At 44.5% G+C, this 25,916-nt stretch carries 16 protein-coding genes; 8 read left to right on the forward strand and 8 right to left on the reverse strand.

Annotated elements, in window-relative coordinates:
• Window positions 1-283: 283 nt before the first annotated feature.
• The 3 genes from NO992_RS19405 to NO992_RS19415 all read left to right on the forward strand — a co-directional run bounded on the left by NO992_RS19405 (window position 284) and on the right by NO992_RS19415 (window position 6,065).
• Window positions 284-3,073, forward strand: coding sequence for a TonB-dependent receptor (locus NO992_RS19405; protein ID WP_371379973.1), 2,790 nt, complete (start codon window positions 284-286; stop codon window positions 3,071-3,073).
• A 186-nt stretch (window positions 3,074-3,259) separates the two neighbouring features.
• Window positions 3,260-4,519: a metallophosphoesterase gene (locus tag NO992_RS19410; RefSeq protein ID WP_371379975.1), complete on the forward strand. Its 1,260-nt coding sequence runs from the start codon at window positions 3,260-3,262 to the stop codon at window positions 4,517-4,519.
• Window positions 4,520-4,658: 139 nt separating this feature from the next.
• On the forward strand, window positions 4,659-6,065 hold the full coding sequence (locus tag NO992_RS19415) for a hypothetical protein (RefSeq protein ID WP_371379977.1): 1,407 nt from the start codon (window positions 4,659-4,661) through the stop codon (window positions 6,063-6,065).
• A gap of 76 nt (window positions 6,066-6,141) precedes the next feature.
• Here NO992_RS19415 and NO992_RS19420 read toward each other — a convergent pair whose 3' ends face one another.
• From NO992_RS19420 to NO992_RS19440, 5 genes are all read right to left on the reverse strand, one after another.
• Window positions 6,142-6,744 carry a hypothetical protein gene (locus NO992_RS19420; RefSeq protein WP_371379979.1) on the reverse strand — a complete coding sequence of 201 codons (603 nt, stop codon included), beginning with the start codon at window positions 6,742-6,744 and terminating at the stop codon, window positions 6,142-6,144.
• A 33-nt stretch (window positions 6,745-6,777) separates the two neighbouring features.
• Entirely contained in the window at window positions 6,778-7,719 is a 942-nt protein-coding gene (locus tag NO992_RS19425) for a hypothetical protein (protein WP_253107238.1), read from the reverse strand.
• 13 nt (window positions 7,720-7,732) lie between these two features.
• Window positions 7,733-11,641 (reverse strand): hypothetical protein, encoded by a 3,909-nt coding sequence (locus tag NO992_RS19430; protein ID WP_253107240.1) that lies wholly within the window; start codon window positions 11,639-11,641, stop codon window positions 7,733-7,735.
• On the reverse strand, window positions 11,638-12,663 hold the full coding sequence (locus NO992_RS19435) for a DUF4150 domain-containing protein (RefSeq protein WP_371379982.1): 1,026 nt from the start codon (window positions 12,661-12,663) through the stop codon (window positions 11,638-11,640). The genes NO992_RS19430 and NO992_RS19435 overlap by 4 nt, the downstream gene beginning before the upstream one ends.
• Window positions 12,664-12,896: 233 nt before the next feature.
• Window positions 12,897-13,112, reverse strand: a complete 216-nt coding sequence (locus NO992_RS19440) for a heavy-metal-associated domain-containing protein (RefSeq protein ID WP_371379984.1) — start codon at window positions 13,110-13,112, stop codon at window positions 12,897-12,899.
• A 172-nt stretch (window positions 13,113-13,284) separates the two neighbouring features.
• Here NO992_RS19440 and NO992_RS19445 point away from each other — a divergent pair, with 172 nt between their 5' ends.
• Both NO992_RS19445 and cueR read left to right on the forward strand, forming a co-directional pair.
• Window positions 13,285-15,663, forward strand: coding sequence for a heavy metal translocating P-type ATPase (locus NO992_RS19445; protein WP_371379986.1), 2,379 nt, complete (start codon window positions 13,285-13,287; stop codon window positions 15,661-15,663).
• Between the two features lie 5 nt (window positions 15,664-15,668).
• Window positions 15,669-16,079: a Cu(I)-responsive transcriptional regulator gene (gene cueR, locus NO992_RS19450; protein ID WP_010369762.1), complete on the forward strand. Its 411-nt coding sequence runs from the start codon at window positions 15,669-15,671 to the stop codon at window positions 16,077-16,079.
• A 79-nt stretch (window positions 16,080-16,158) separates the two neighbouring features.
• Here cueR and NO992_RS19455 read toward each other — a convergent pair whose 3' ends face one another.
• Genes NO992_RS19455 through NO992_RS19465 form a run of 3 tightly spaced genes read right to left on the reverse strand, consistent with a single transcriptional unit; the run spans window position 16,159 to window position 19,631 of the window.
• Entirely contained in the window at window positions 16,159-17,454 is a 1,296-nt protein-coding gene (locus NO992_RS19455; RefSeq protein WP_371379989.1) for a pyridoxal phosphate-dependent aminotransferase, read from the reverse strand.
• Window positions 17,455-17,503: 49 nt separating this feature from the next.
• Entirely contained in the window at window positions 17,504-18,712 is a 1,209-nt protein-coding gene (locus tag NO992_RS19460; RefSeq protein ID WP_371379991.1) for a cysteine desulfurase family protein, read from the reverse strand.
• A gap of 58 nt (window positions 18,713-18,770) precedes the next feature.
• Window positions 18,771-19,631: a hypothetical protein gene (locus NO992_RS19465; protein ID WP_010369754.1), complete on the reverse strand. Its 861-nt coding sequence runs from the start codon at window positions 19,629-19,631 to the stop codon at window positions 18,771-18,773.
• 634 nt (window positions 19,632-20,265) lie between these two features.
• Between NO992_RS19465 and NO992_RS19470 the strand changes: the two genes are divergently transcribed.
• The 3 genes from NO992_RS19470 to NO992_RS19480 are packed head-to-tail and all read left to right on the forward strand — an operon-like array spanning window position 20,266 to window position 25,658.
• The gene (locus tag NO992_RS19470; protein ID WP_305777058.1) at window positions 20,266-22,140 is read left to right on the forward strand and encodes an FAD-dependent oxidoreductase; all 1,875 of its coding nucleotides are present in this window, start codon (window positions 20,266-20,268) and stop codon (window positions 22,138-22,140) included.
• On the forward strand, window positions 22,127-23,890 hold the full coding sequence (locus tag NO992_RS19475; protein WP_371379994.1) for a thiamine pyrophosphate-binding protein: 1,764 nt from the start codon (window positions 22,127-22,129) through the stop codon (window positions 23,888-23,890). Before NO992_RS19470 ends, NO992_RS19475 begins: the two co-directional genes overlap by 14 nt.
• On the forward strand, window positions 23,883-25,658 hold the full coding sequence (locus tag NO992_RS19480) for an FAD-dependent oxidoreductase (RefSeq protein ID WP_371379996.1): 1,776 nt from the start codon (window positions 23,883-23,885) through the stop codon (window positions 25,656-25,658). The genes NO992_RS19475 and NO992_RS19480 overlap by 8 nt, the downstream gene beginning before the upstream one ends.
• Window positions 25,659-25,916: the final 258 nt, after the last annotated feature.

Raw genomic sequence — 25,916 nt, forward strand, 5'->3', positions numbered from 1 at the left:
TTTAGCTCAGTAAAGGCGATGTTTTTATGACAAAAACCGCAACACTTTTGCATAACAGCAGCTAGCAAAGCGATTGTTATTCAGAGTTCAGGTTAAATATCGTTGCCAAAGTCCTATGGGCTGGGGGTCATATCGGCTCAAATTCACGAGTTCGGCTGGCATAAACGCTCTGTTAAAGGCTGCAGCGCACTCAAGTGAAATAAAAGCGTCACGTTTTCGCACTAGGGTAGCCGCGACGTTTTAGCGGGGCGCTAAAATCCTACTCAACCTGTGCGAGCAAATAATGAAAAAAAATCTACCGACAAGCTTTACGCTTTCTGCTGTTGCGATGATCTGTGCTGGACTGACGTTAAGCTCAGCTGCAAATGCTAACACCCTAACAGGGCAAGTTAGTTCCGCATCGCAAAAGAGCCACTTTCAAGGGGCAAAAGTGGTGATCAAAGAATTAGACCGAACTCTTATCTCTGAGCGAGATGGCCGCTTTACGGCAACCAATCTCCCGGCGGGTAATTATACGCTTGAGATAAGTTATCTTGGCGCTGAAACAGTGACAAAAAGCATCACAATTACTGATAACCAAGTCACCGATGTTCAAGTACAGCTTGGTTCTCAATCAGGCCAAATGGACGATATTATTGTTGTAGGGCAAAGAGCCGGACAAGCAGGTGCACTAAACCGACAAAAAAATGCCCTCTCACTTAAGTCGATCGTCAGCGCGGATTCCATCGGTCAGTTGCCGGATCAAAACGCAGCAGAAGCACTGCAACGTCTGCCTGGACTTTCTATTCAACGAGATCAAGGTGAAGGCCGTTTTGTGGCAATTCGTGGGATCGACCCAAACCTCAACAACGTGACCATCAATGGTGCCAACGTGCCTTCTCCTGAAGCGGGCGTGCGCTCGGTGGCGATGGATGTCATCCCAAGTGAATTGGTGCAAAGCCTAGAGGTGAGCAAAACGGTCACACCGGATATGGACGCATCAGCTGTGGGCGGTAGCATCGAAGTAAAAAGCCTCAGTGCTTTTGACCGAGAAGGGCAGAGCTACAGTGTAACTCTACAAGCGTCACACAATGAACAGGTGAGCGAGACCAGCCCAAAAGCGTCGTTTAGCTTCACCGACATTTATGCCGCAGGCAAAGAGTTGGAAGTTGGGGTTGCAACGGCGGTATCTTGGTTTGAGCGTGAATTTGGTTCTCATAATATGGAAACCGACGGCGGCTGGATGGAACTAGAAATGGATGATGTGAACTCAGGAGAAGAAGTGAGCTTCTTTGGTGCTGAGGAAATGGAGCAGCGCCACTATCGTATTACGCGAGAGCGTTTAGGGGCGGCACTGAATCTTGATGTGCATCACAAAGGGTTTAACAAATACTACTTACGCACGCTCTACAGCAAGTTTTCTGACGATGAGTTTCGTCAACGCAATGAGTACAAGTTTGACAAAGGCGATGTATTTGCCGATGAGCTAAGCCAAAATGCGGCTTATTTCTCAGGTGCAGAAATGGATAGAGATACCAAAGACAGATATGAAGAGCAAAGCATTTTATCTGTGGTTTTGGGCGGTGAAAACTTAGTGCAGGATTGGTTTATTGAATACAGCATTGGCTACTCTAAATCAGATGAAAGCGAGCCAAATCGCTTGGATACCTCATTTGCTGGAGAAGATTTTGCGTTAGGGTATGTACTGGATGATAAGACACCCACGCTTGCAGCGGATGAAGCTTCTCAGCAGCTTAGCAATTTTGAAATCGATGAAATTGTCTGGGAGAACAACCTAAGTGAAGATGAAAATACTAGCTTTAGACTGGACTTAACTAAAGACTTCACTTTACTTGGTCACAATGCGCAAATTAAATTTGGTGGTAAATATGCCGACCGTGAAAAGTTTAACCGCGTTGACGCCAAGCTATATGACGGCGGCTTTGATGACCTAACGGCGAAAGACTTTGCCGCCAACGAACCTGAGTATGATCTTGGGGCCTTTGGTCCGGGTTTAAGTCGCGGCCAGATCCGCGACTACTTCTACAGTAATCGCAGTGCCCTTGAGCTAAACCAGCTTGAAACTGACATTGAAACACAAGGCCGCTCATACACCAGTGAAGAAACCGTCACCGCGCTCTACGCCATGCTGACGGTCGACATTGATAAACTCAATGTTATTGCAGGCTTTAGATACGAAGACACAGATTATGCAACGAGTGGTAATCGTGTTGAACTCATTAATGATGAAGTGAATGACGTTGAGCGCGTCGAGATCAACCAATGGCAAGTTGAAGATAGCTACGACCATTTATTACCAAATTTAACATTACGCTATGAAATCAGCGATAAGCTGATCACCCGTTTTGCCTATACACAAACTCTTGCGCGTCCAAGCTTTGAAGATGCAGCAGCATTTCAAATCATAGAAACAGAGACCACAGAAGATGATGGCGAAATTGAAATTGAGCGTAAAGCCGAAGTCGGAAACCCAGACTTAGACCCATACAAGTCAACAAACTATGACTTCTCGGTAGAATATTACCCCGGTGCGATTGGCGTGTTATCTGCGGGCGTTTTTCACAAAAACATCGATAATTTTATTGCCAAAGCTGAGGTGCAAGATAACGGTCAGTGGCAAGGCTATAAAGAAGTTATTCAAAGCGTTAATGGCGGCGCCGCTGAACTTACAGGGGTGGAGCTTGCGTACACGAAGAACTTTCAAAACGGTTTGATGCTCTCAGCTAATGGTACATTTATTGACGCTGATGACAATCTACCAAATCAATCCGACACCGTGGGCAACCTGATGTTTGGTTATGAAAATAGCCAAATAAGCGCAAGGTTAAGTGCGTCGTACAAGAGCAAAAGCTTTTTGTTTGAAGAGAACAAGCAGCGCGTTTTCCAAGACGACCATCTGCAACTCGATTTAAGCATGAAATACTTTTATACCGAGCAAACTCAGCTTTATTTCAACGCGATCAATTTAACCGACGAGCCGATGAGCATTTATCAAGGCGACACTCGTTACAACTACCAATACGAAACCTATGGTCGTTCATTTGAGCTTGGAGTAACGGTAACGTCCTTCTAAGAGAGCAGTAAAGGTGGGTGTCCTAGTAAAAGCATTTCTTATATTTATTTAAAAGGTGTATTAAAAGGACACTCATCATATCGAGCTAGAGTCTTAGGTATAGGATGTATTAAAAGGACACCCACCTTATTCAGGGTATTAGCAGGACACCCACTTATTTATATGCAGGAGGATGCAGTGGTAACAATGAAAATAACATCAATAGCATTACTATTCGCGCTTAGTAGCACAGCGCAGGCCGCGGAAAATATTAACTTTCTGGCTTTTGGTGATGGCGGCTATCACCCAGATTATCCAAAAACAAAGCACATTAAATCGCCTAAAAATAAGGCTGAATTTATTGCTGCTGAAAAGGCGGATTGGTTAGAAGAACATCGCCCGCTCGAAGAGTTTAATCATGCGCCTATCTATATTTATCCGGGAACCGAAACCGCAACGGAGGAAACCGGTGCGTTGGTGGTTGGACAGGCAATGGCCTCTTTGTGTGAGAAAAAGCCATGCGACTTTGCTATTCAGCTTGGTGATAATATCTATCCTGATGGTGCGGCGGCTAACGATGGCAAAGACGACCAAAAGCGTATGGATGACTTGATTTTAGGGCCGCTAAAGCCACTACTTATTCAAAACCCAGAGTTGGTTGTGTACTCAGCATTAGGCAACCACGATTGGAAGACGTCTCGTCGCGGTGTGAAATTACAGACCGAATGGATGGCTAAGCAAGCTAATTTTCACATGGATGGCAAAGGTTATTACAGCTACACCTTTGGTGAGACAGGCAATAATGTCGAGTTTTTTGTACTTGATACCAATATGCTACTCTCAGGTCAGCATTATTACGAAATTCCACTAAAACCGGACGGTAGCGAGCAGGGATTGGCGAGTGCACTGGCAAGCGGACAAGCTGAAGTAGAAGACATTGAGAAGCACGAGCAACCTGTCAACGGGGAAGATCACAGGCAATTGGCTTGGCTTGCAAATGGGCTTAAAAACTCAACCGCAAAATGGAAAATTGTATATGGACACCATGTACTTTGGTCTATTGGTGGCACCAAGTACGATGAAGCACATGTATTACGCCGCTTAATCTTACCCGAACTATGTGAGTATGCAGATGCATATATCGCAGGCCATGAGCATGATTTGGAACTGTTAACGGACGACTGCTCACGTGTACTCCCCGGAAACACAAAGCCTAAGTTACCACTTATTATCAGCGGCGCCGCATCAAAAATGCGCGGCACGCATACACCGCTTGCCAACTATCAAGAAAAGCGTTACCCAGAGTACGACCTAGTCTGGAATAAAGCTTTTACTTGGGGTTTTGCGCATATCGAATTAGACAACCAAAAAGACATGCTCAATGTATCGTTTTACTCAACGCCAAACGATTTAAGCGGTCAGCTGGTGCCAGAGCAAAGCTTTAGCTTCGCTCACCGCAGTAAGTAACGGATCAGCAGGCGATAAACATGCGGTTTTAAGCAATTAAAAAGGGTGAAATACAGATTAAATGTAATACTGTGTAATTGGTAACTGCCGTTTTGATGAACTAGATTTAACAGGAGTTTTACATCTTAAGGAAAGCATCATGCTACCGTCATCAATTACACGCACTAAACTCCAATTACTTGGAATGTCATTATTGCTTGCTACAAGTACACTGGCTGTGCCAAGTGCGCTTGCTTACTCGAACGATACTTCTTGTAAACCGAATAACGATTGGTTTGGCAGCCCTGTGCCAAACCCTCCTGAAGGTGCAAATAGTCCCTTTGCATTTAAAGACGGTAAAGATCTCTCGACAAACTGCGATTTTCATCGGTGGTCGTGGAATAAGTTTCTTTATTTAACGCAGCCTGACAAGCGTGCTCCTGGTGGCTTGTTGATGTTTGGTTCTGGGTTTTGGCAGGTTGATAATGCGCTAAAACCTTATTTTGCCCCTTGGAATGATTTATTAAATCCAACCGGACTTCGCCCCGCAAATGTGTTGATCCTTGAAGATATAAATCAAGCTGGATCAGATGGCGTTATTTACAGCAAGTTTGGTGGGACGCCCGTACATTATTCGATCCACGTTAACGACACTTATATGAAGTCAGCAACCTCCCACCCTAAAGCAGATAGCAAAGCTGAATTTGCTGTGGGGTCGGTTGAGTTAAAGGTTGCTTGGATGGATGTCAAAGCGCTGCAGCAAGTCTATCCAAAGCTTGATTTAGCTGAGCATTTTTATATTCGTAAAGCGGTTTACCAAAAAGACAATAAATATAGCGGTACGGGAGAAGTAGCGCTCGTTGGCATGCATGTTGTCGGTGTGGTTGAAAATCACCCAGAGTTTATTTGGGCGACGTTCGAGCATAAATTGAGTGCACCAGATTACTACAGCTCTGAGGGAAAGTTTAAGAAAAGCACGGCTTACTTACAGCAAGATAAAGTAGTGAGTAATAGTCACGATCTGCTATTTTATCGGGGCGGAACTGAGGTGCAAAATGCACATTTAACGTATCCAGCTTCTGAAACTACGACCAACACGTTTCGTTTATACCAATACGGCGTGCCAAACGGCAATCCATATATAGCGGGCAATAACCCTGAGCTGGTGGGGAGTCAGACACAACAAGCTCAAGATGAAACTAACTTCAATAATATTACTGAACTAAATAGCTTAGTGAATGTAAAACTGGAACAAAAGAATCCAGTTTGGAGTAACTACTTTTACGCCGGATCAATCTGGCTGAGCACGCAAGATTACGATTTTGCAAATGGCATTAGTGGCAATATTGTGGGTAAGGGAGCCAACGAGGCGTTACGCGGCTCATTGGCGGTTGCCAATATCACTATGGAAACTTATACCCAAACTTTCAGCGATGTCACTGGCAGCGAGCCACAAATTAAACCAGCTAACTGTTTCAGCTGCCATGGTATAAGTGCAGGTAAATCAACGATGCAAGTAAGCCATATTTACAACAACTATTTAAAGTTAATGCAAAAGAGTCAGTAAATCAGGGTTCCTGAATGCGCACAGGCTCAAAATAGTAAGCCACCGATTTTAGCGGTGGCTTATTACTTCAAGGAGTTTAATCAATTTGCTTTGTGGGTTGCTTTATCTTTTGCATTAGAAAGAACAAAAGTCCTATAAAAATGATATTGATGAAAGCCATGATAAGGGCTACTTGATCCTCTGAGTGCCCGCGAAAGTCAGACAGCAAATCAGCAAAGATAAATAGGCTATAAAACGTACCTGCTATATTTAAGCCCCATCCTACAAAACGGGATGTCTTTACAAGCTGAGTGTAATCGCTAAGCTTTGCCATAATAAAGTGATACCCATACATCACACCAACGGCTGCCATCATTAAGCCGACTGCTGCATTGTCGCCTCGTTTATTTAAATAATATGCATCAAAACATAAAGCACCAACTGCAAATATGCCTATCAAAATAACAATGGCCTTAATCAAAAATTCAGCGACTGGGTTGGGCTCTCGCTTTGTTGAAACTTGAGATCTTGTCATCGTAACTTGCTGACCATTTCGTATTACTTGTTGCGGCTGTTGTTGATAAGCTTGACCATATTTGGGTTGTTGATTTTGCACACTCACATCAGTGATTGCACGAGTAGGCGTTCCTTCATCTAGAATATGCTCAACGCATTTCTTAATTAACTTTTTTATTGTCACAAAAACTCCTTGTTATAGAGATTAATTCGAGTATTACCAAAACACTTTATCTAACGGACGGTTATTTTTTAAGTCATAAAAGGGGGCTTGTTTTACTAAATCTTCGCCTAATATTTGAATATGGTCTTGGTGGTCAAGATAGGGGCTCTCTATCGTTTCTTGCCAACCCTTATAAAACGAACTTGGTATGGGCTGAGTGGTATCCATAAAACGGTGGATTTCACTCCACAGCTGCACGCTGCTATCCATGTCCTTTGGCTCCCAATCGGTGGAATAAAGCGTTTGGCGCTTAAGTGTTTTTGGGTATCGCTGTGGGGCTAAAAACGCCAAGTTATGCATCACACCTTTACCCGAGGAGACCTTTACAATATACAGTTCAACTTCATCAAGTGTTAACGAGAAGCTCCCTTCGTTATTGCCAATGGGAAAAGTGACAAGGCCTGTATTTCGGAAGAAGTCGACCCTTAGCACTTCAGAAGTATAGTGTTTAATTCTATGAACTCTATAAAAAACGAAGCTCGCAAACGCCACTAACCCAATCATAAGGTAAAGGATATGAGGCTCAGACTCTTTCAAGTATACGGGGAGACAAACAAGCGCAAATATTGAGGCCATATAAGCAAAAACGATATTCGCTAGTTTCCCAGCTCGCGCAAAGTCAGCTCCGCCTAATGCGATACGTTGGTTCGATGAGAGCACGTTATTATCTTGCAAGACAAAGTCTGCTTTACTATTTACAGCCACTTTTTGCATGCCTTTACTAATTTTAAAGTCTCGTGGTATCGAGTCTTCTATTTTTAGCAGCGGTGTTTCTATTATCGGCCGATCATGCACTACCTTATCTACAGGCGCCGGAGGAGCTAACGTTTGTGTCTCCTTTTTACCCTCAGTTTCCATCACCTTTTCAACAATTTTCTTTACCAAAATTGCTATAAAAGCAAGAACTGATTGATTAGATTTTAACTTGTCTCTCATGGGTAGCCTTTCGTTAATTTAGGATTCGCTGCAACACGCCCGCAGGGCTCATGCCATAATCTTCGATTTCGACGTTAATAACTTGCTCAGCCCAAAGGTCTGACTTTTCTATATTTCCTTCTTCGTCTCTTTCTGATGCAGGTAACCTTAACTCTTGAGATGAACCAGAGTATATTGTTGCTCCTTTGCCTTTAGGATATTTTCGACACCGCATTCTGATTTGAATTTTAGAATGATTGAATTTATCAAAATAGGGATAAAGTGCACTTTCTTCAAATTCAATAATTAAACCCGTTAAACTAGGATTAACGATGATATTGGTATTTTGCCAAAAGTAATCTAATGCGGTTTGAGCTTGTCCCGTGGGTGCAACAGCAATTAACGAGCTCCAAGGTTTTCCAGCTAATAGTGGGCGAATGTCTAGCTGAATGTCTAAGTAACCAAGCTCTGATTCTGGAATATGACCTGGAATTTGCACATTAAACTTTGCAACTTGGAACTTGCCTTTGGAGGTTACCTTGTCATATATCCGAGAGGGAGTGTGTAATTGTACAACAGATACGTCACTAAATATTTTTGGAGAAAATAACTGATCATAGAGACTATGAAGTGCATATTCGGGGTTTGTCTTCCAGCAGTAATAGGGGTTGTCACCAAACCAATCACGCTCGCCACCACCATATGCGTCACTGCCCCACGGGCAAGCTTTAATCCAAGCTTCTAGTGGTTCATCGCGTAATAGATAATAAATACCGTATCCAAGTACTACCAGAATGAGTCCTACATAGCCCAGTTTACTCATGGGATTTAAAATAACGCCTCTGGTAATCGTGGCAAGTATGGTTGGCGCCGTTTCAACTGCTAGCGCGACAAAGCCTGCTGTTGCAATACTCAGGCCTGCAGCGCCACCAGAGTCACCGCGTTTAAACGCGTAATAGGCATCAAAGCCTGACAACCCAGCACTATATGCAGATGCTAGGAGGTTTAATCTAGCTGTCCATGTAATGATGTTTGCTTTTTTTGCAAACTCAGGACCAAACTTACGAACGGCGCTGAGATTTCCTTTCGCCATTTTGTACTGTTGAAATTCTTGATATTGGCGCAGGCTAGGTAACCCAACTTTCATCTCTGTGACCATTGAGAGAGTAGAGAAATGAATCGCCGCTAGATCAGCAATACTACCCATGAAGTCAACGAGTTTTCTATCTCCACTAATATCCCAATTCAAAAAGGCTTGTCTAAAGTTAGCGACTTCAAAGATATATACAATACCGAGTATACCCGCCATTCCCCCCTTTAATGACTGCCCAGATACAGATTCTGTAACGGCCGCATTTTGCCATTTTTGTAAATTTGCGAGCCTATCAGACAACTTTTTAAGTGTTGCATGTTGATTATCTAGCTCTGTTGCATACTGTTTTGCCTCTTCTACAGCCGTATCATAAATTGCTTGGGCTGTTGATTCTGCTGACTTGGCTGAGACATCAGCACCAGTAATTTTTATCAAATATGCAATGGTTTTGTTTTTGCTTTCTATCGTTGTGATGGTTTCCGCTTGATTGAGAGACTGGGTTAGAAATTCAAGTCGTTTGTTTAAATTTAGTACGTCTTCTAACGATAGTTTGAGCTTAGAACCTCTATATCCAACGTCTATTTTGCGTTTATTACTGCCGCGAATAATTTGGTTGAGTTCTTTAATTTGCTTTTCTGCAGCCAATTTTCGAGACTGAGGATCAAGTGGCATATACCCTTCAGGAAAATTCCCGTTGAGGTAATCTTGCACTCTCATTTCCACTTCAACTAAGTACCCAGGTGCTGATATATCGACCAAGCGCATCAAAGGTTGCAACACGTCCGCTTTTGCATCAATGAGCTTTGCAAACGGATACTTCTTCCAAGCATTGTTTACCTTCACAAAAGAGTTGACCTGTTTTCTAGAACGACTGACTGCAACTTTTGCTTTAGCAAATTTAGCCTCTAACTCTCGTAGACGCGCACGTTCCAGTTCTAATTGTTGATCAAGCTGCGCTCTGCTCATTCCGTGTTCTTGCTCTGTTAAGTTTTCAAGCACACTCTTCTTATACTCATACTCAGCACGCTTTTCTTGTAACTCTTTAAATGCTTTTGCTTTTTCTCTTTCAGCGTTGATAAGGGCTTGTTCTGACTGCGCTATCTCATGTTGTGTTGCATCCATTGCCTCACGAGTTTGGGCCTTTTGTTCCCCAAGCGTTCCCGTATGTGTAGAGAGGTTATAAGCGGCCTCTGGAATTTCGAATAAACTGCCAGCTAAACCCATAATCACTTGGGAGAGGCGGCGCCCCATTTGCTCACTCTCTTCTTGTGGCAAGACGGCTTCTTGATCATGGATCTTTTGTATTTTGGCGCTAGTTAAAGGCAATGCAAAGCGATCATATTCCGCCTTTTCGTAGTCATGTAGTTTGTCGCCTGTGGGCTTTGGAAACAAAAATTGGGTGATTTGCTTAGCTGGTTTTGTTGGGTGTTGACCCAGACATTGCAGGATAAAATCTTGCCCCTGATAGCCTGAACTTAACTCATGCCAAAACTCTTTGTCTGTATTAAGGTGTGCAAGCGGTGCGGCTGGGTGAGGCTTTAACGCGAGAAATACATCGGTGACCAAGTCGTATGCTTCAAAGAACCTCAGATCTGATTGGTAGGCATAGTCTTTGAAGCATTCAGTAAAACCTGCACTAAGAGATTCTTGGTTTAAGAACTCGACTAGTTCGTCAGAGATTTCTGCAATGCGGCGAGCAAGTTTTTGGAAGGTCTTTTCTTCCAAAAACTTAAAGAATTTATCTTCCTCTAAATGAGAAGTGCGCCAGTCTTTTAATTTATTGGCAAAGTCGACTGCGTCTTCATCTGACTCTACAAGCTTCTCTCCACTGCTTTGAATTTCAATGTCTTTATCTAAAATCGAATCGGCTTGGTGGTAAAAAACCTGCGCCATAAAGCTGGCGAGCTCATACTTAGCTTGTTGTTGCAGATCAATTTTACCGGTTGCACTATCTAACCCTGATAACTTGTTGAGTAAGTGCTGAATATCCGTGGTGAGATCTTGAATTTGTGACATGAAATATCGAGCCACATGGATCCCGTCAAAAATCGGCACTTGGGCGATTTTATCGCGCTCTGGAAGGTGCAGTTTTTGATGAAGTGTCGGGGTGTTAACAACTTTGCCTTGGTCGTTATAGCCTGTGGCAAATTGCCCTAAGTTATCCAGCTTAGTCATGCGCTGTGCTCTGAGCGCTGCTGCACCTTCAGGGGCAGGGCAATGTCTTTCTTCGTCAGCGAGTGGCGTGCCGGTATTTAAACGCGGATCCTGCTCATTAAACCCGCCAAACAACAAGACTTGCTCCCATGACCACTGTACTTCAGACCATGCGATTTCTACGCTTACTTCGTTGCCATTTAGTTTATGCGGGACGAGAATGCTGCTGGTTGGCTTACAAGTTGCTGCACGCGTGCCTTGCGGTCGTGAGTTTGGCTTACTGGCCGACTTTTTCCAACTTAAAAAACCTTTTTGCCAATACAAATTCACATCTGAGAATAGCGCCGGAGCGTCAAAGTCTTCAGGTTCGATAACTTGTAGCTCACGCCATAAATAGCCATCGACATAAATATAGATAAATCCGCTGGTTACTGGAGAGGCTGATTGTAGTTGCTGCTCTGGCGTGTCGTATAAAAATGGATAAATGTGTACCAGCTCAATGTCGGCATCGCTGCTTTGTTGGTCTACCGTGTTTGAAGTGTAGAGGGGAACCTTATAATAGCCTTCTTTTGTGCCATCAACCGAGGTGTCTTTGAGCATCAAAGACACCACTTCTTTGTCGCTTGCATAGCCCTCAAAAACAAGTTCTCTAAAATTACTGTTAGTATTGGTTTTGGTTGGTAAAGTGTGGCTCATCCTATCTTCACCTCTTCATCGCTAGGTTTGCTACTACCCGACACTTTTATATTGATCTTATTCGTACCGTCTTGGTTTAATGGCTCAGCGCCAAGCACTACATCAAGGCCTGCAGGAGTCGCACCGCCGGGCTGGCTCAATGGTGCGGGGGGCGTGTTTTTATTATTAGATACCATTAAATCTCCCTGCCTAACCGCCGGTTTTCCCTCGATGTAAACATCAAAGCTGCCTTGCAGAAACTCTGCTTTTTTACCCAATGTTCGGCTAGCGATACCTTTTTTATTACCAGGTTGATCTCCCGTACTTTTTGAAAAGTTAGACTTGATATTGGCCGCACCGTTACCTTGAATTTTTACTGAGCTGGCAACGCTTGCGGCGTCTGATGAGCGGGCGATGTTGCCATAAGGAATAGGCACAACCACTTTGCCTATCTTAGTCAAACAAACGTCTACTGTGCATAACACACCGCCGCTGCCGCTATGCACAGCGGTTCTACCGTTAATGAGAACGTTCGCGTTTGACACGATAGACGCTTGTCTGGCTTCGGCTTCAAAATCTCTGGCAACATCACTCTCAGTTCCTACTTGCCAACCCAGCTTAAGGGTTACCAAGTCTAAGAATGCTTGTGGGTCGCTAATTGGCAGACTCACATCCATCCCCGTTATTGGCTCAATATGCGGTAGAACAGCCGTTTGGTTTTGTTCATCCCACTGTGGTGGGTCGATGATGTAGTCAGGAATAAACGCATTGACCATTTGGCCTAAGGTAAAATCGCCGTATTTGGCTCTTTCGATTTCTTCTAAAAAGGCTTGCTCTCCCGCAGCACGGTCGGGAAATATCGCAATACGGTAGGCTTGTCCCAGCGCTTGATTTCGCTTTGCACTAATATTTAATGGCAGTAGGGCTGGATTGTTGTGTCTCCAAGAAGCTGAACCTGAGGTTCGTAATTTGGCAGTTTGCGCGTCGACATTGTATTGCACGCTCTGGGCTTCGTTGCCTGCACCGGCGCCGATAAAGCTCATTGTGTTGTCCTTAAATTATTCCTTTAGTCGCAGTTGTATTGATTTCACCTAATACAAACGGCGTAATTGTTCCGCATTGTCTGCGCTTTGTCAAAGTGTGAATTATTGTGAGCGTTTATTAACGTGAGCTGTATAAAACAAGTGCGAGTGGCAATAAAGGTGGAAGTGAGTGGATAAACCACCTTACTAATGCAAAGTGGTTTGGGTCGACTTGGATTGATAAGTTCTGGGAGTTAGGCAAAGCTTTCGTTGATGAGTTCTGCGTTATAGCCTGCATTACGAATAATAGCGATAACCTCGTCTTCTCCTTTGGTGCTTGAAATTTCAACGATTTTATCGTCTAGGCGGACATTCACTTGCGCTTGGCTATCAGCCGCTTGCATTGCTTCTGTGATTGCTTTTACACATTGACCACAGACCATTTTTTCTACTCTTAGTCTTAACATCATTATTTCCTTTGTGGATTAAAGTGCTTGCACTGTGAAGCTTCCCTTGATGGTAAGGTCAACTACTATTTAACAATAAGCTTCTGTTAGATGAATGAACAATTTTATTTGACCTTACCATGAGGGTAAGGGTTAGTGTCCAAAAATGAGAGTTAACGCGTTTGCGGAGATAGAAATGGACAAGGTAATAAAATTTAATGTATCAGGCATGACATGCGCCTCATGCGTTGGCCGAGTTGAGAAAGCCTTAGAGAAAGTGTCTGGCGTTGTCAGTGCTAGTGTTAATTTAGCATTGGAAGCAGTGTCGGTAGAGGGCAGTGCGGAAGTATCAGCGTTGGTGAGTGCGGTAAAAGATGCCGGCTACAAGGTCAATACCAGTGAAGTGCAATATCAAGTTAAAGGCATGACTTGTGCGTCTTGTGTGAGTCGAGTGGAAAAGGCGGCGCAAGCATTACCGCAGGTAATTAAAGCTGAGGTCAATTTAGCGACTGAAAAGCTCACCTTAACTTTAGTGGCAGAATTACCGTTCGCTGAAATAGAAGCCCAGCTTAACGACGCCGGTTACACCGTGGTGCAGCCACAAGCAGGCTCGGATGAGTCAAGCGAACAAGTTGCAGCAACTCCATTTTATCGTGCTGATTGGTTCCCAGCAGTGGCGTCACTGACACTCACTCTACCTATGGTGTTACCCATGTTTGCCATGCTGTTTAACCAAAACTGGATGCTCCCGGCATGGATGCAATGGGCACTGGCAACACCTGTTCAGTTTTATTTTGGTGCGCGTTTTTATCGTGCTGGATGGGGAGCAATAAAAGCGGGAACGGGGAATATGGATTTGCTGGTGGCTATCGGCACCAGTGCAGCGTATGGCCTTTCAGTGTATTTATGGTGGACATTCAGCGGTGAGCATGGCGCTCCGCATTTATACTTCGAAAGCAGCAGTGCCGTGTTGAGTTTGGTACTGCTGGGTAAGTACCTTGAACGCAGAGCCAAGCGGCGTACAACCAGCGCCCTTAGAGCGCTTGAAAGCTTAAGGCCAACAACGGCTATGGTCTGGCGTGATAATAGCTGGCAAGAAGTCCCTGCAGGGGCAGTAAAAAGCGGCGAACGACTATTGATCAAACCTGGTGAGCGTATACCGGTTGACGGCGTTGTAGTTGAAGGCCACTCACAGGTAGACGAAGCGCTTATCAGCGGTGAAAGTGTGCCTGTTTATAAAGCACAAACAGATAAAGTTACTGGTGGTTCGGTGAATCTTGATGGCGTGCTTGAAGTGGATGCAACCAGTGTTGGCGCGGAATCGACCCTAGCCAAAATTATTCGCTTGGTAGAGCAAGCACAAGGCGCGAAAGCACCAGTGCAAGCGTTGGTGGATAAAGTGAGTGCGGTATTTGTACCTGCGGTATTGGTAATAGCGCTCATTACATTTTTTGCATGGGGGCTAAGTACTGGAGATTGGCCAACAGGTATTCTGAATGCAGTGGCCGTTCTTGTTATTGCTTGCCCGTGTGCGCTTGGTTTAGCAACACCTGCCGCGATTATGGCAGGTACAGGCACTGCCGCGCGTTATGGGATCTTAGTAAAGGATGCTGGTGCACTGGAGCAAGCAACTGCCATCGATATGGTGATTTTTGACAAAACGGGCACGCTTACGGTGGGCAAACCTGAGCTTAGCAATATGCACACTTTTACGTATCATCAAAACGACGTGTTACAGCTAGCGGCATCGTTACAGCAATACAGCGAACACCCGCTTGCCAAGGCTGTGGTCAATAAGGCACAAGAAAAGCAATTGTCATTACTTTCTGTAAGCGACTTTAAAGTGGTGGCGGGTAGAGGTGTTAAAGCACAATACCAAGATAAAACAGTCTATTTGGGGAGCGGTTTTTGGATGCAAGAGTTAGGCTTAACTTTGCCTGCGCTACCAGAAGAAATACCGGGCGCTTCTTTATCTTGGTTAGTGAGCCAAAATAGTGAACTGAGTTGCGAGTTTTTGGCACTATTCTACTTCACTGACGAGCTTAAAGCTCATGCCTATACAGCGGTCAAACAGCTTAAGCAGCAAGGAATTAAAGTTGCAATGTTGACCGGAGACAGCCAAAGTAGTGCACAGTACAATGCTAAATTGCTGGAGCTGGACGATTATAAAGCGCAAGTACTGCCAGAGCACAAAGCTGAGTATATTGCTAATGCCCAACAGCAAGGTTACTGTGTGGCAATGGTCGGCGACGGGATCAATGACGCCCCAGCGCTGGCACAGGCTGATCTGGGTATCGCAATGGCAACCGGTACGGAAGTGGCGGTAAGCGCGTCGGCAATGACGCTGATGCGTGGCGAGCCAAGCTTAGTGGCATCTGCTTTAGCGATGGCAAAATTAACCTATCGCAAAATCAAGCAAAATCTATTTTGGGCATTTATCTTTAATGTCATTGGCATTCCATTGGCAGCACTGGGTTACCTTAACCCTATTTTTGCAGGTGCGGCGATGGCGGCCAGTAGTTTACTAGTCATTAGCAATGCGTTGTTATTGCAACGTTGGCAACCAAAGGAGTAAACGTCATGGAAAAACTGATCACAATCGGTGAAGCCGCGCAGCGTACAGGACTCTCTGCAAAAATGATCCGCCATTATGAGGCAAGCGGGCTACTAAAGTGCAGCAAAAGAAGTGAAGCGGGTTACCGGCTGTACGACTCGCAACAATTACAATTACTAGGTGTGATAAAGCAAGCACGAAAACTGGGGTTTCCTATTGCGCAGATCCAGTCTTTACTCGATTTGTTACAAAACCCAGACCGTACTAGCCGTGAAGTCAAATCGATAGCGCAGCATCATTTGAATGAGATTGAGCATAAAATCAATGAACTTCAGCAAATGCGTGAGACCTTGAAACAGCTGTCGGACAACTGTAGTGGTGACGAAAATGCAAACTGTCCAATTTTAGATGGGCTTTGCCAAAATAGCCTAAAGTAGCCGAAGGTTAGAATAGCCAAACGTTAAAAAGCCAGTCTTCAATGATGAAGACTGGCTTTTTTTGTTGTGCAGAATAGCACTAAGCCTCAAGTAATAGTCTTGACTGGGTAAGTGCGAGCAGTGCACTTTGTAATCTTGGCAGCGCCGCTTCAATTTCACTCGGTGAAATAGTACAAACGGCAGCGCGATACCAAAGCTGTGACGCTTTAGAACGACAGCCGAAACTGGCAAATGGCACCAGTGCTAATCCTGCGCTATCAATTAAATACCGACTGACTTGATCTGCATTTTCTAGTACGTTTCCATCGGGGGTTTCCATATTGATGGCGTCGATCTTCAAGGTCATATAAATGCCGGCATTTGGTATAAATGAATCGATTGCCATGCCTGCGCTTTTCATATCCTGAACACCCTGATGCAGTACCGCCATTGAGGCTAGTATTTTTTCTTTAAAGCCGGCTAAATAACTTTGTAGGTAGGCTTCATTTTGAAATAACACCGCAGTGGCAAGTTGCTCTGCCGTCGGGGCCATTGCACCTATATGTTCTTGGATCACCAGCATTTTTGCTATCACTTCGTGTGGGCCTGTCGCCCACCCAACTCGAATACCTGTTGCGGCAAAAGCTTTGGTGCCGGCATCAACCACTATTAAGTAAGGCTTGATATCTGGGCAAAGCGACGCCGGATGATAATGCTCAACCTCTTGCATTGTCAGCATCCAGTACACTTGGTCGTAGATAACATAGAGTGGTTTGGCGTTTATCGCTCTGCGGCGCGCGTTTTCTGCGACAACCATGTCGCAGATTTCACTGAGCTGTTGCTTTGAAAACATGGAGCCGTTAGGGTTTTGCGGCGAGCATAAGGTGATAAGGCGCGCGTCAGATATATGCGCTTGGAGCTGTTCCGCTGTAGGTAAAAACTGATTTGCTTCGCTGGTTTCAATTGGCACGTGCTTGCCACCACACATGGTGGTGTAAAACATGTTATTCCAAGAAGGAACAGGGTAGATCACCTTGTCATCTGCGCTCACTGTAGCGAGCATTGCGGAATACAGCAAAGGTCTTGCACCGCCAGAGATCAGCATCTCTGTGTCTTGGTTGTAGCTGACGTTAAAGCGCTTTTTAGTTTGTTTTGCTACTTCATCGCGAAGTGATAACACCCCCTCAAGCGGGGGGTAATCGTTATGCTTGTTCTCGTAAGCTTGCTGGATCTGTGCGGTAAGGTAGTCGGGCATCGGAAATTGTTGCGTGTCAAAATCTCCAATGATCAAATCACAAATTTCTTTCCCCTTTGCAAGCTGCTCCTGCACGTAAAACTCAAGGTGAATAATGTCCGAGTAATCAAGTGCATTGGCTAAATTCGATAAGTTTTCCATTGTTATATTTTTCTCCTTAAGTGTTTGGTTGGGAATAATTTAGTATTATTTAAACGAGTAAAGTTAGCGCCGCGACTTCTCTAACCTTGTTGAGTGCGAAGTCAATTTCGGCTTCTGTAGTATGCCTGCCTAGGCTAAAGCGTATGGTTGCCTGTGCCAGTTCATCCGATAGCCCAAGTGCGGTTAATACGTGGCTTGGCGATAGATTGCTTGACGAGCAAGCTGAGCCGGTACTGACCGAAATGCTTTTCTTTAATAAGCTCAGCATTTTTTTACCGTCGGTGTCATGAAAAGAGACGTTACAAACATGCGGGAGTCTTTCTTCGCTCATGCCATTGACTTGCACCTGTTGTAGCTCCAATAAACCATCTTCTAGCTTGTCCCTTAGCTGTTCAACTTTGTCAATTGCGCCATTTCTTAGTTCTCGCTGTGCAAGTTCCACTGCCTTGGCAAAACCAACAATGCCAGGTACATTTAACGTGCCACCGCGTAGCCCTTGCTCGCTTCCGCCACCGGTGATCTGCGGTCTAATATCAACCACTCTACTGCCATGCTGATGTCTTAAATACAGGCCGCCAACCCCTTTAGGGCCATAAATTTTGTGTGCCGAGCAAGTTAAAATATCAATAGGGCAAGTGGTAAGATTGATATCGACCTTGCCTAGCGCTTGTGTGGCGTCAGACATAAATAGAATGCTATGTTGCTGTGCAATAACGGCAATGTCGTCAATTGGATTAATGGTGCCGATTTCGTTATTTGCGTACATCACGGTGATTAAAATCGTTTCAGGCGTGATTGCGGCCTTCATTGCGTCGATATCAAAGCTGCCATCTGGTAACGGCTCAAGATAAGAAACGCGAGCGCCTTCCTGTTCTAAATCTCTAAGTGTTGCAAGCGTTGCTGGGTGCTCAATCGACGAAGTAATAATGTGCTTGCCTTTGTGATTACAAGCACGAAACACGCCGCGGATCCCTAAGTTATTGCTTTCAGTCGCGCCAGAAGTAAAGATAAAATTTTCAGGTTGTGCACCAAGGGCATCTGCAATTTTTTCACGCGCTTGTTCGACCGCTTTATGGGCGTTCCAGCCATGTAAACCATACATGCTCGCAGCATTACCAAAGTCGTTACAAAAGTAAGGTAGCATGGCTTGTAACACAGCTTCGTCGCACGGTGTTGTGGCGTTATGGTCTAAATAGATAGGAAAGCGTAGCGACGCTTCAGTAGTGGACTTACTCTCTAGTGCTGTAATGAGTGACATAAAAAATCTCCGTATAAAATTGGGGCAACAGTCAAATTGAAGCGGATAAATGGGTGCGTTACGCTTCGCAAGCTTCGGCTAGGGTGCTGGTTTGGGTGTTAATGGAATAATCTTCCATATCAAAGTCAGACAAGAAGATATTGGAGATCTTAACGATATTGTCGCCAAGGCTTTCGTCTTGTAGGAAAAGTCCTAATGCTACTTCAGTACCGTTTACGACTTTGTGAAAGTCATCCATTTCAGAGAAGTCCATAATATGGAATACCCCTGCTTGAGGGTTCATTTTCAGTGCTTTTTGGTATGTGTCTTTATAGTGCTGCGCCATGATAAGCGGGCATTTTGCAGTCCATATATCCTTATCTTTTGATTCAGCTAAAACGATGTCTACTCCCTTACTGTTTTCGAATAGAATTTTAGTTACACCGTTGCTCGTTGCGAGTGACAATTGTGGGAAACTTGCTAAATCTTGCGAGATGATTTTACGTAAAGATTGGATCCCACGGTTTTTACAATTGCGCTCACCCTGAAGTACTAAGCGGTCGCGTTTTACAATGCTGTAATCACTTAACACGGCTTCTAGCTCGTCAGGTAATGGCGCAAGCCCTTGGCTGTCGGTGGTCATTGCTGGGGATGCAGAAATATCACAAGACTCACTACCGCACTGTAAGCCCAGATCGTCTATCAACACGCCAAGCACCACTTTAAGTTTTTTCTTGTGCTCTAAAATCGCGTTGTTCGCGACATTTAACACCTTTACCATTGAATCGATTGAGAATTCAGTAGCGGAATAACGCGGATCAAAATGCCCACCTTCTAGATAAAATGCGGAGACAGTAGGGTAGTGTTCAGCGACATCCATACGGATCATCTCTAGGAGTTTTTGCTCTACTTTTCCAACCATTTTTTCTTTTAATTTCATTTCGTTAGTCTCTATCTGTAGTTGTGTTAAAGGTGTTTAATACCTTTGAGTAACGGCCTAATTAGTTTGTTTACCGACAAGCATGTGCCAAACCGGTAACGCACGAAGTAATTAATTTCCATGCCCTACTAACAAAGTGAGGTTAATAAAAAGTCAACTTCACCTTAAGGATGAATCTACCAAGTTAAATAACTGTAAAGATTGCCACGGTGGTAAGGTCAATGTTTGTTTGCGTAAAAATTGAGTTTTTTAGAAGTTTTTTTGTGAAACTTTCATTTCAATTGTTTTAATCGAGTCAGCGCTAATTGGTGAAAAAGAAAACCAAGATCATGCTAAGTGACTTGTTTAATTAATAAACATCTTTTAGGCGGAATAAGAAATAAGTAGGACTATGCCGATTTCTTCACCGAGTTGAGTCATTGCCGTTTGCACGGCATTTGCGTTAATCAAAATAAATGCGATTAGCTAAGCATTTTGGCTAAAAACATTGGGTTACATATCTATGCTTGTTTAGGGAAAAGTGGTTTTTGCAGTTGCTGTAATGTCTCTGTAATCTCTTGTAACTCGGTGTAATAGATAAAATCACGACCCTTAAATATGCTTTTAAAGTAATAGCTTAAAGGAGCATATTAAAATGAATAAAGAACTAGATATTGCCATTGTGGGTGGCGGTGTATCGGGTGTATATAGTGCATGGCGTCTTCAGCAAGAACTTGGTGATACACATCGCATAGGCTTATTTGAATATAGCGATCGTATCGGTGGTCGTTTGTACAGTCGCACGCTTCCGGGGTTGCCCAACGTTGTGGCTGAGCTTGGTGGAATGCGCTTTATTCCTGACGATCATGTGATGGTGAGTACGCTGGTGGATGAGCTAAAACTCCAAACCAAAGACTTCCCAATGGGCTCAAAGCTGCCGTTATACCCCTCAAATGCAGAAAGCTCTCCTGAAGCAGGCAGTGAAAACAACCTCTTTTACCTGCGCGGACAATATTTTAGATATCGTGATTTCGCCGAGTGTCCAGATAAAATCCCATACAAGCTTGAAGAAACAGAGCGAGGCTATGGACCGGAAGATCTTCAAGTTAAAGTCATGAACCTCATCTGCCCGGGATTTGCCGATATGTCTCTTGCAGAGCAGATGAAAGTCAAAGTGTTTGGCAAGGAAATCTGGCGCTTTGGCTTTTGGAACTTGCTTGAGCATGTGTTGAGTAACGAAGCATATCTTTTTATGAAAGAAGCGGGTGGCTACGATGCTAATGTGGCGAATGCCAGTGCGGTTACTCAGTTGCCTGCCACTGAATATAGCGATGATACGGTATTTAAGACCCTCAAAGATGGTTTTCAAGCGTTACCGCTGAAGTTATGTGAAGAGTTTGCAGCGGCACCGGGCTGCCTTGACCGCTGTAAGCGCGTTAATATGTTGCATCGACTTGCAAAAATTGAGCTGCATGATTGTGGCGAGTATCGTTATGAACTCACTTTTCAACCAACACAAGTGAATAGCGGTGGGAAAGTGGTCGATAAAGATGCTCCAGCATATAGCATCAAAGTGAAGCGGCTTATTTTGGCTATGCCAAGACGCTCGCTTGAGCTGATTGAATCGCCGTTCTTTGACGACCCTTGGTTGAAAGAAAACATTCCGTCTGTGCTTATCCAAAAAGCGATTAAGATGTTTATGGCTTACGAGCAACCTTGGTGGCGCAGTTTGGGCCTTGTTGCTGGTCGCTCTGTCACTGACTTACCAATCCGTCAAACTTATTACATGGGCACGGAATGCGATCAAAAAGAATGCCTTGAATACGAGACCAACGAAAAAGGCGAACAGGTATGTAAAGTAGAGCATACCTATGGTGAGCCTAATACCAACTCGCTGCTAATGGCTTCTTACAATGATATTGGCACTATCCCTTACTGGAAAGGTTTAGAAAAGGGCGAGCATTACCAAGGCTATATGCCAGCCTATGGGGCACAAGGCTATACCGAAAATGAGATAGTACCTAAAAACCAGTATCAAATTACCACCGGGATGGTGGAAGCGGCACATCGCCAAATTCAAGCGTTACATAATCAAAAAGCACTCCCAATGCCATATTCAGCAATCTACCAAGAATGGGGAGATGATCCTTATGGCGGTGGCTGGCATGAGTGGAAAGCCAATTATCGTCTCGATGAGATCATGTGCAGAATGCGCCACCCTGTTGCGAGTGAAGAAATCTATATTGTTGGCGAAGCGTACTCCTATGAACAAGGCTGGGTTGAAGGGGCGTTAAATACGGCTGAATCAACATTGGCTGAGTTCTTTGCTTTACCAACGCCTAATTGGTTATCCAAAGACAAAGCCCAGTATGAACAGTGGCTTGAGTCACACCACAACTACTTACCAGTAGATTGCCGTAAAGGTGGGTGCTCATGTCAACATTCTGAGCAACAGCCAAATGCCAGTTCAGATACGCTAGACGAAGTCACAGAGTTCGCTTATCGAGGTATTAATCATGAGTACCGCTAATTTTACGGTTGCCGACCATTTACTGTGGCGATTAAAGCAGTTGGGCCTTGATAAGGTGTTTCAAGTGCCAGGTGACTATGTGCAAGAATTCATGACTGCTCTTGATAACTTTCCTGGTATTGACGCAATAGGTGATGTAACCGAGCTAGGGGCAGGCTATGCGGCGGAAGGATATTCAAGATACCGTGGAATTGGCGCGGTGTCGGTGCAATATGGCGTTGGCACGTTCAGTGTATTAAACGCCATCGCAGGCGCTTATGTCGAGCGTAATCCTGTTGTCGTTATATCGGCAAGCCCATCGGCTGAAAACCGTGTAGATATTGAAGAAACAGGCGTGTTATTTCATCACTCTACCGGTGACTATAGCGCTGATAAAAAGGTGTTTGAAAACGTCACTGTCGCCAGTGAAATTCTTTCGGATCCTGCTTCTGCTCCTGAGATTATTGATAATGCGTTACGCCTTGCCATGAGTGAAAAGCGGCCTATTTATCTAGAAGCATGGCAAAACGTGTGGGGCGCAGCTTGTGATAAACCAGATGGCCATTTAGTGATCCCAAAACCTGCATCTAATCCTGCGATGATGGCAAGTTTACTCGATAAAGTAATCAACCGGCTCAAAGAGGCTGAGAAGCCATTGGTATTATTAGGCATTGAGATCACGCGGCTTGGCATACAAAGGGAAGTCGAGAGCTTGCTCTGTAATCTCAATATTCCGTATACCACGACCACGCTAGCCAAATCAGTATTAAGTGAGGCGCAAGGGCTTGGGAAGGAGTTGTTTGTTGGCACCTATGCGGGTGAAGCATCATGGCCTGAAACGTTTGATTTTGTTAGCAAACGAGATTGCATTTTAGCGTTGGGAGCGATATTCACCGACGATTACCTGACCATGTTAAAAACGCAAGGTAACGAATTGATCCGCGTGAATATGGGTGAAGCAAGAATTGGTAACTGCGAGCGCTTTAGCGGTATCGATTTAGCACAGTTTATTGATGATTTAACGGTGTATATTGAGCATTATCCGATGCAGCATCGTGCGCATTGCTCGTTGCCGGAAAATCCCTATTTGAATAGTTCCGTACATGATTGCGATGCCATCAGCTACGAAAACTTCTTTTGCACATACCAAAAGCAGCTAGCCCAATGCCAAAAGGTGCGTGACTTCAACCTTATTTTAGGTGAAAGCTCTTCGCTTTATATGGCGGCGCGTTTAACTGGTATTGAAGAAAGTCGCTTTATTAGTGATGCAGCTTGGGGGTCGTTAGGTCATGAAACCGGTTGCTCACTTGGCACAGCCTTGGCTGATAATCGACGTAGTGTTGTGGTTGCCGGCGACGGTGGGTTTATGATGATGTGCCAAACACTGTCTAGCATTAGTCATAACAAACTCAATACTGCAGTGTTTGTAATGAGTAACCAAGTGTATGCAATTGAGCAGTCGTTCGTTGATATCTGTGCGTTTACTCCTGCGGGCGCATTTGCACCATTTGATGATCTGCATCGTTGGGACTATAAATCATTAGCGAATGCATATTTTGTCGAATATTTGAATGTAGAGACCGTCGCGGATCTAAATGGGGTTTTTGCTGCGCTTCATGAAAACCCATGTAAGCCGTACCTCATTAAAGTCAATATTGATAAAAAAGATCTCGCACCAGCGATACAAGATCTCGCCGAAGCCATTACGGGTAACAAAGTGGACGACTGTCCATGTGGAAATAGCACTGTGCAAGGAAACAACAATGCCTAAACAATCCAATAAACCAATCCCTGAATCTCAGTTAGAAGAAGCACAAAAGCGTATCTACCGCTATTGGCGCGCGACACAAGGATTTATACTCGCGTTAGAAAGCAAACATGGTTTTTCCGAAAAGCAGTTACTTACGTTATTGCCAACGGGTGATACTTCGATGGAGCGCTTTAGAGAATATCAAGCTAAAGCGCTTATATTTAACACACGATTTCAGTTTTCGCCCTCGGTGATTGTGATGTGTAATAACACCGATGATGTGATGCGCGCCTATCAAGAAGCGATAGCCTATAACTTACCCATTCGAGTGCGCTCTGGCGGTCATGATCACGAAGGGGAGTGCAGCGGCACTGATGTGGTGCTACTGGATTTAAGCGGTTTAAAAGACTTCTCCATTGAGAAAGAAGGCGATGACTATATCGCACATATTGGCTCGGGCTATCGGTTCTATCAATTAGTCCCAAAGCTTGCTGAATCTGGTTACAAGGATATTCCGCCGTTAACTATTCCGCACGGCACTTGCGCCACGGTTGGGTTAGCTGGGTATATTCAAGGCGGTGGTTGGGGCCCGTGGACGCGAGCAAAAGGGATGTGCTGTGAGTCACTCGTTGGTGCGACTGTTATTTTGCAAGATGGCTCAAGAGTTGAAGTCTCTGAAACCGAAAATAAGGAGATTTTATGGGCACTGCGCGGAGGCGGGGCGTTAAGTTATGGGATTGTGACAGAGTTTAGAGTCAAAGCTTTTGAGCTACCTGACGAAATCCACCGCTTTGAAATTAACTGGAATAATGAGGCAGTTGGCTCTACAGACTTAGCAACTTGGCAGCTGCTCAGCCAGTGGGAAGATGCGATTAACGATACAGGAAAGGATACCGAGAACTTAGTTGGTACTAACCTAAAAATCAACGCCATACCAGATATTAGCGAGAGTGAAAAATCATCTGGTTACGAAAAAACGTTAGCGCACCCAAGCACTATGTACGGTTATTGGCAAGGCTCCGAAAAGGCGCTGCTTCAGTTTGCTAAGCAGTATTTTCCCACTGCTAAAGTGCAGGTGATGGGCACGGACACCAAGCAGAATTATAGCGAAGCATTGATGTCTGACTGGTCACGAAACTCCTTGGCTAATCTCAAAAAAGTGGGATTAAAAGGAACGCTAGCTGCAAGCCTTGATGGCGAACCATTTACACCAGATTTTGATGCCCCAGCGCCACACAAGATCACCTCAAAGCTAGTGCGTGAGTCTGGCCTTACCGAACAAGGCAAGTTGGCGCTATTGCGTTCACTCACATCGCCTTTACTGTTTGCACAAAATGCCCCACTTGGACTATTTAGTTATGTCACTTTAGGAGCCATTTCGGGTAAGTTTTATGCCAATGATACGTGTGATGATGCTAAGGAGCGTGTTGCCTTTCCTTATACTACTGCGCAGTACACCATTCAATACCAAACTTGGTGGAATACCGAGTTAAAATACGACGGCAGTTACGACAGTAAACGCCTTGGTCAAGCAAACCCAGTATACCGCTATGTAAACCGTGCGCTTGATTGGATTGACGTTAGCCGCGACACCACCATTGAAGGGGCATACGGCGCGTTTATCAGCTTTAAAGACGCATCCATCCCGACGAAGACCTACTTCCAAGAGAATTATGAAAAACTCATTGAAATCAAAGAGGAGTATTCGGGTTTCACAGTTAAATTAGACTGTGGTAAAAAGGTTTACGTTAACTTTAATCGCCTAAGAACCCGTAAGACAATTATTTAACAGTGCTAAATGTGAAGAGCAAAAAGCCAGTATCGGCTTTTTGCTCGGTTTCATCTTTAGGTAGGAGCTGTTTTACACAGCGATCTTGTTGTTTTTATGTCGGGCTTTGGGCTTAGGTTAGAGGGATAAATTCTTCAACGAGTATTTGTCGAAGCACATAAACCCTCGGTGGATAAACCGCCTTATATGGACTCCTCCAATTGTACAAGCCACTTTTAGCATTATTAGTGTGATTGCGTGCTTATATCCGGGCTCTTG

Source organism: Pseudoalteromonas sp. DY56-GL79, from assembly GCF_041414765.1.
GTDB classification, from domain to species: Bacteria; Pseudomonadota; Gammaproteobacteria; order Enterobacterales; family Alteromonadaceae; genus Pseudoalteromonas; species Pseudoalteromonas piscicida.

What these genes read in the sequence shown, in the direction of transcription:
- NO992_RS19405 (WP_371379973.1), top strand. Translation starts at nt 284, where the DNA reads ATGAAAAAAAATCTACCGACAAGCTTTACGCTTTCTGCTGTTGCGATG.
- NO992_RS19410 (WP_371379975.1), top strand. Translation starts at nt 3,260, where the DNA reads ATGAAAATAACATCAATAGCATTACTATTCGCGCTTAGTAGCACAGCG.
- NO992_RS19415 (WP_371379977.1), top strand. Translation starts at nt 4,659, where the DNA reads ATGCTACCGTCATCAATTACACGCACTAAACTCCAATTACTTGGAATG.
- NO992_RS19425 (WP_253107238.1), bottom strand. Translation starts at nt 7,719, where the DNA reads ATGAGAGACAAGTTAAAATCTAATCAATCAGTTCTTGCTTTTATAGCA.
- NO992_RS19430 (WP_253107240.1), bottom strand. Translation starts at nt 11,641, where the DNA reads ATGAGCCACACTTTACCAACCAAAACCAATACTAACAGTAATTTTAGA.
- NO992_RS19435 (WP_371379982.1), bottom strand. Translation starts at nt 12,663, where the DNA reads ATGAGCTTTATCGGCGCCGGTGCAGGCAACGAAGCCCAGAGCGTGCAA.
- NO992_RS19440 (WP_371379984.1), bottom strand. Translation starts at nt 13,112, where the DNA reads ATGATGTTAAGACTAAGAGTAGAAAAAATGGTCTGTGGTCAATGTGTA.
- NO992_RS19445 (WP_371379986.1), top strand. Translation starts at nt 13,285, where the DNA reads ATGGACAAGGTAATAAAATTTAATGTATCAGGCATGACATGCGCCTCA.
- cueR (WP_010369762.1), top strand. Translation starts at nt 15,669, where the DNA reads ATGGAAAAACTGATCACAATCGGTGAAGCCGCGCAGCGTACAGGACTC.
- NO992_RS19455 (WP_371379989.1), bottom strand. Translation starts at nt 17,454, where the DNA reads ATGGAAAACTTATCGAATTTAGCCAATGCACTTGATTACTCGGACATT.
- NO992_RS19460 (WP_371379991.1), bottom strand. Translation starts at nt 18,712, where the DNA reads ATGTCACTCATTACAGCACTAGAGAGTAAGTCCACTACTGAAGCGTCG.
- NO992_RS19465 (WP_010369754.1), bottom strand. Translation starts at nt 19,631, where the DNA reads ATGAAATTAAAAGAAAAAATGGTTGGAAAAGTAGAGCAAAAACTCCTA.
- NO992_RS19470 (WP_305777058.1), top strand. Translation starts at nt 20,266, where the DNA reads ATGAATAAAGAACTAGATATTGCCATTGTGGGTGGCGGTGTATCGGGT.
- NO992_RS19475 (WP_371379994.1), top strand. Translation starts at nt 22,127, where the DNA reads ATGAGTACCGCTAATTTTACGGTTGCCGACCATTTACTGTGGCGATTA.
- NO992_RS19480 (WP_371379996.1), top strand. Translation starts at nt 23,883, where the DNA reads ATGCCTAAACAATCCAATAAACCAATCCCTGAATCTCAGTTAGAAGAA.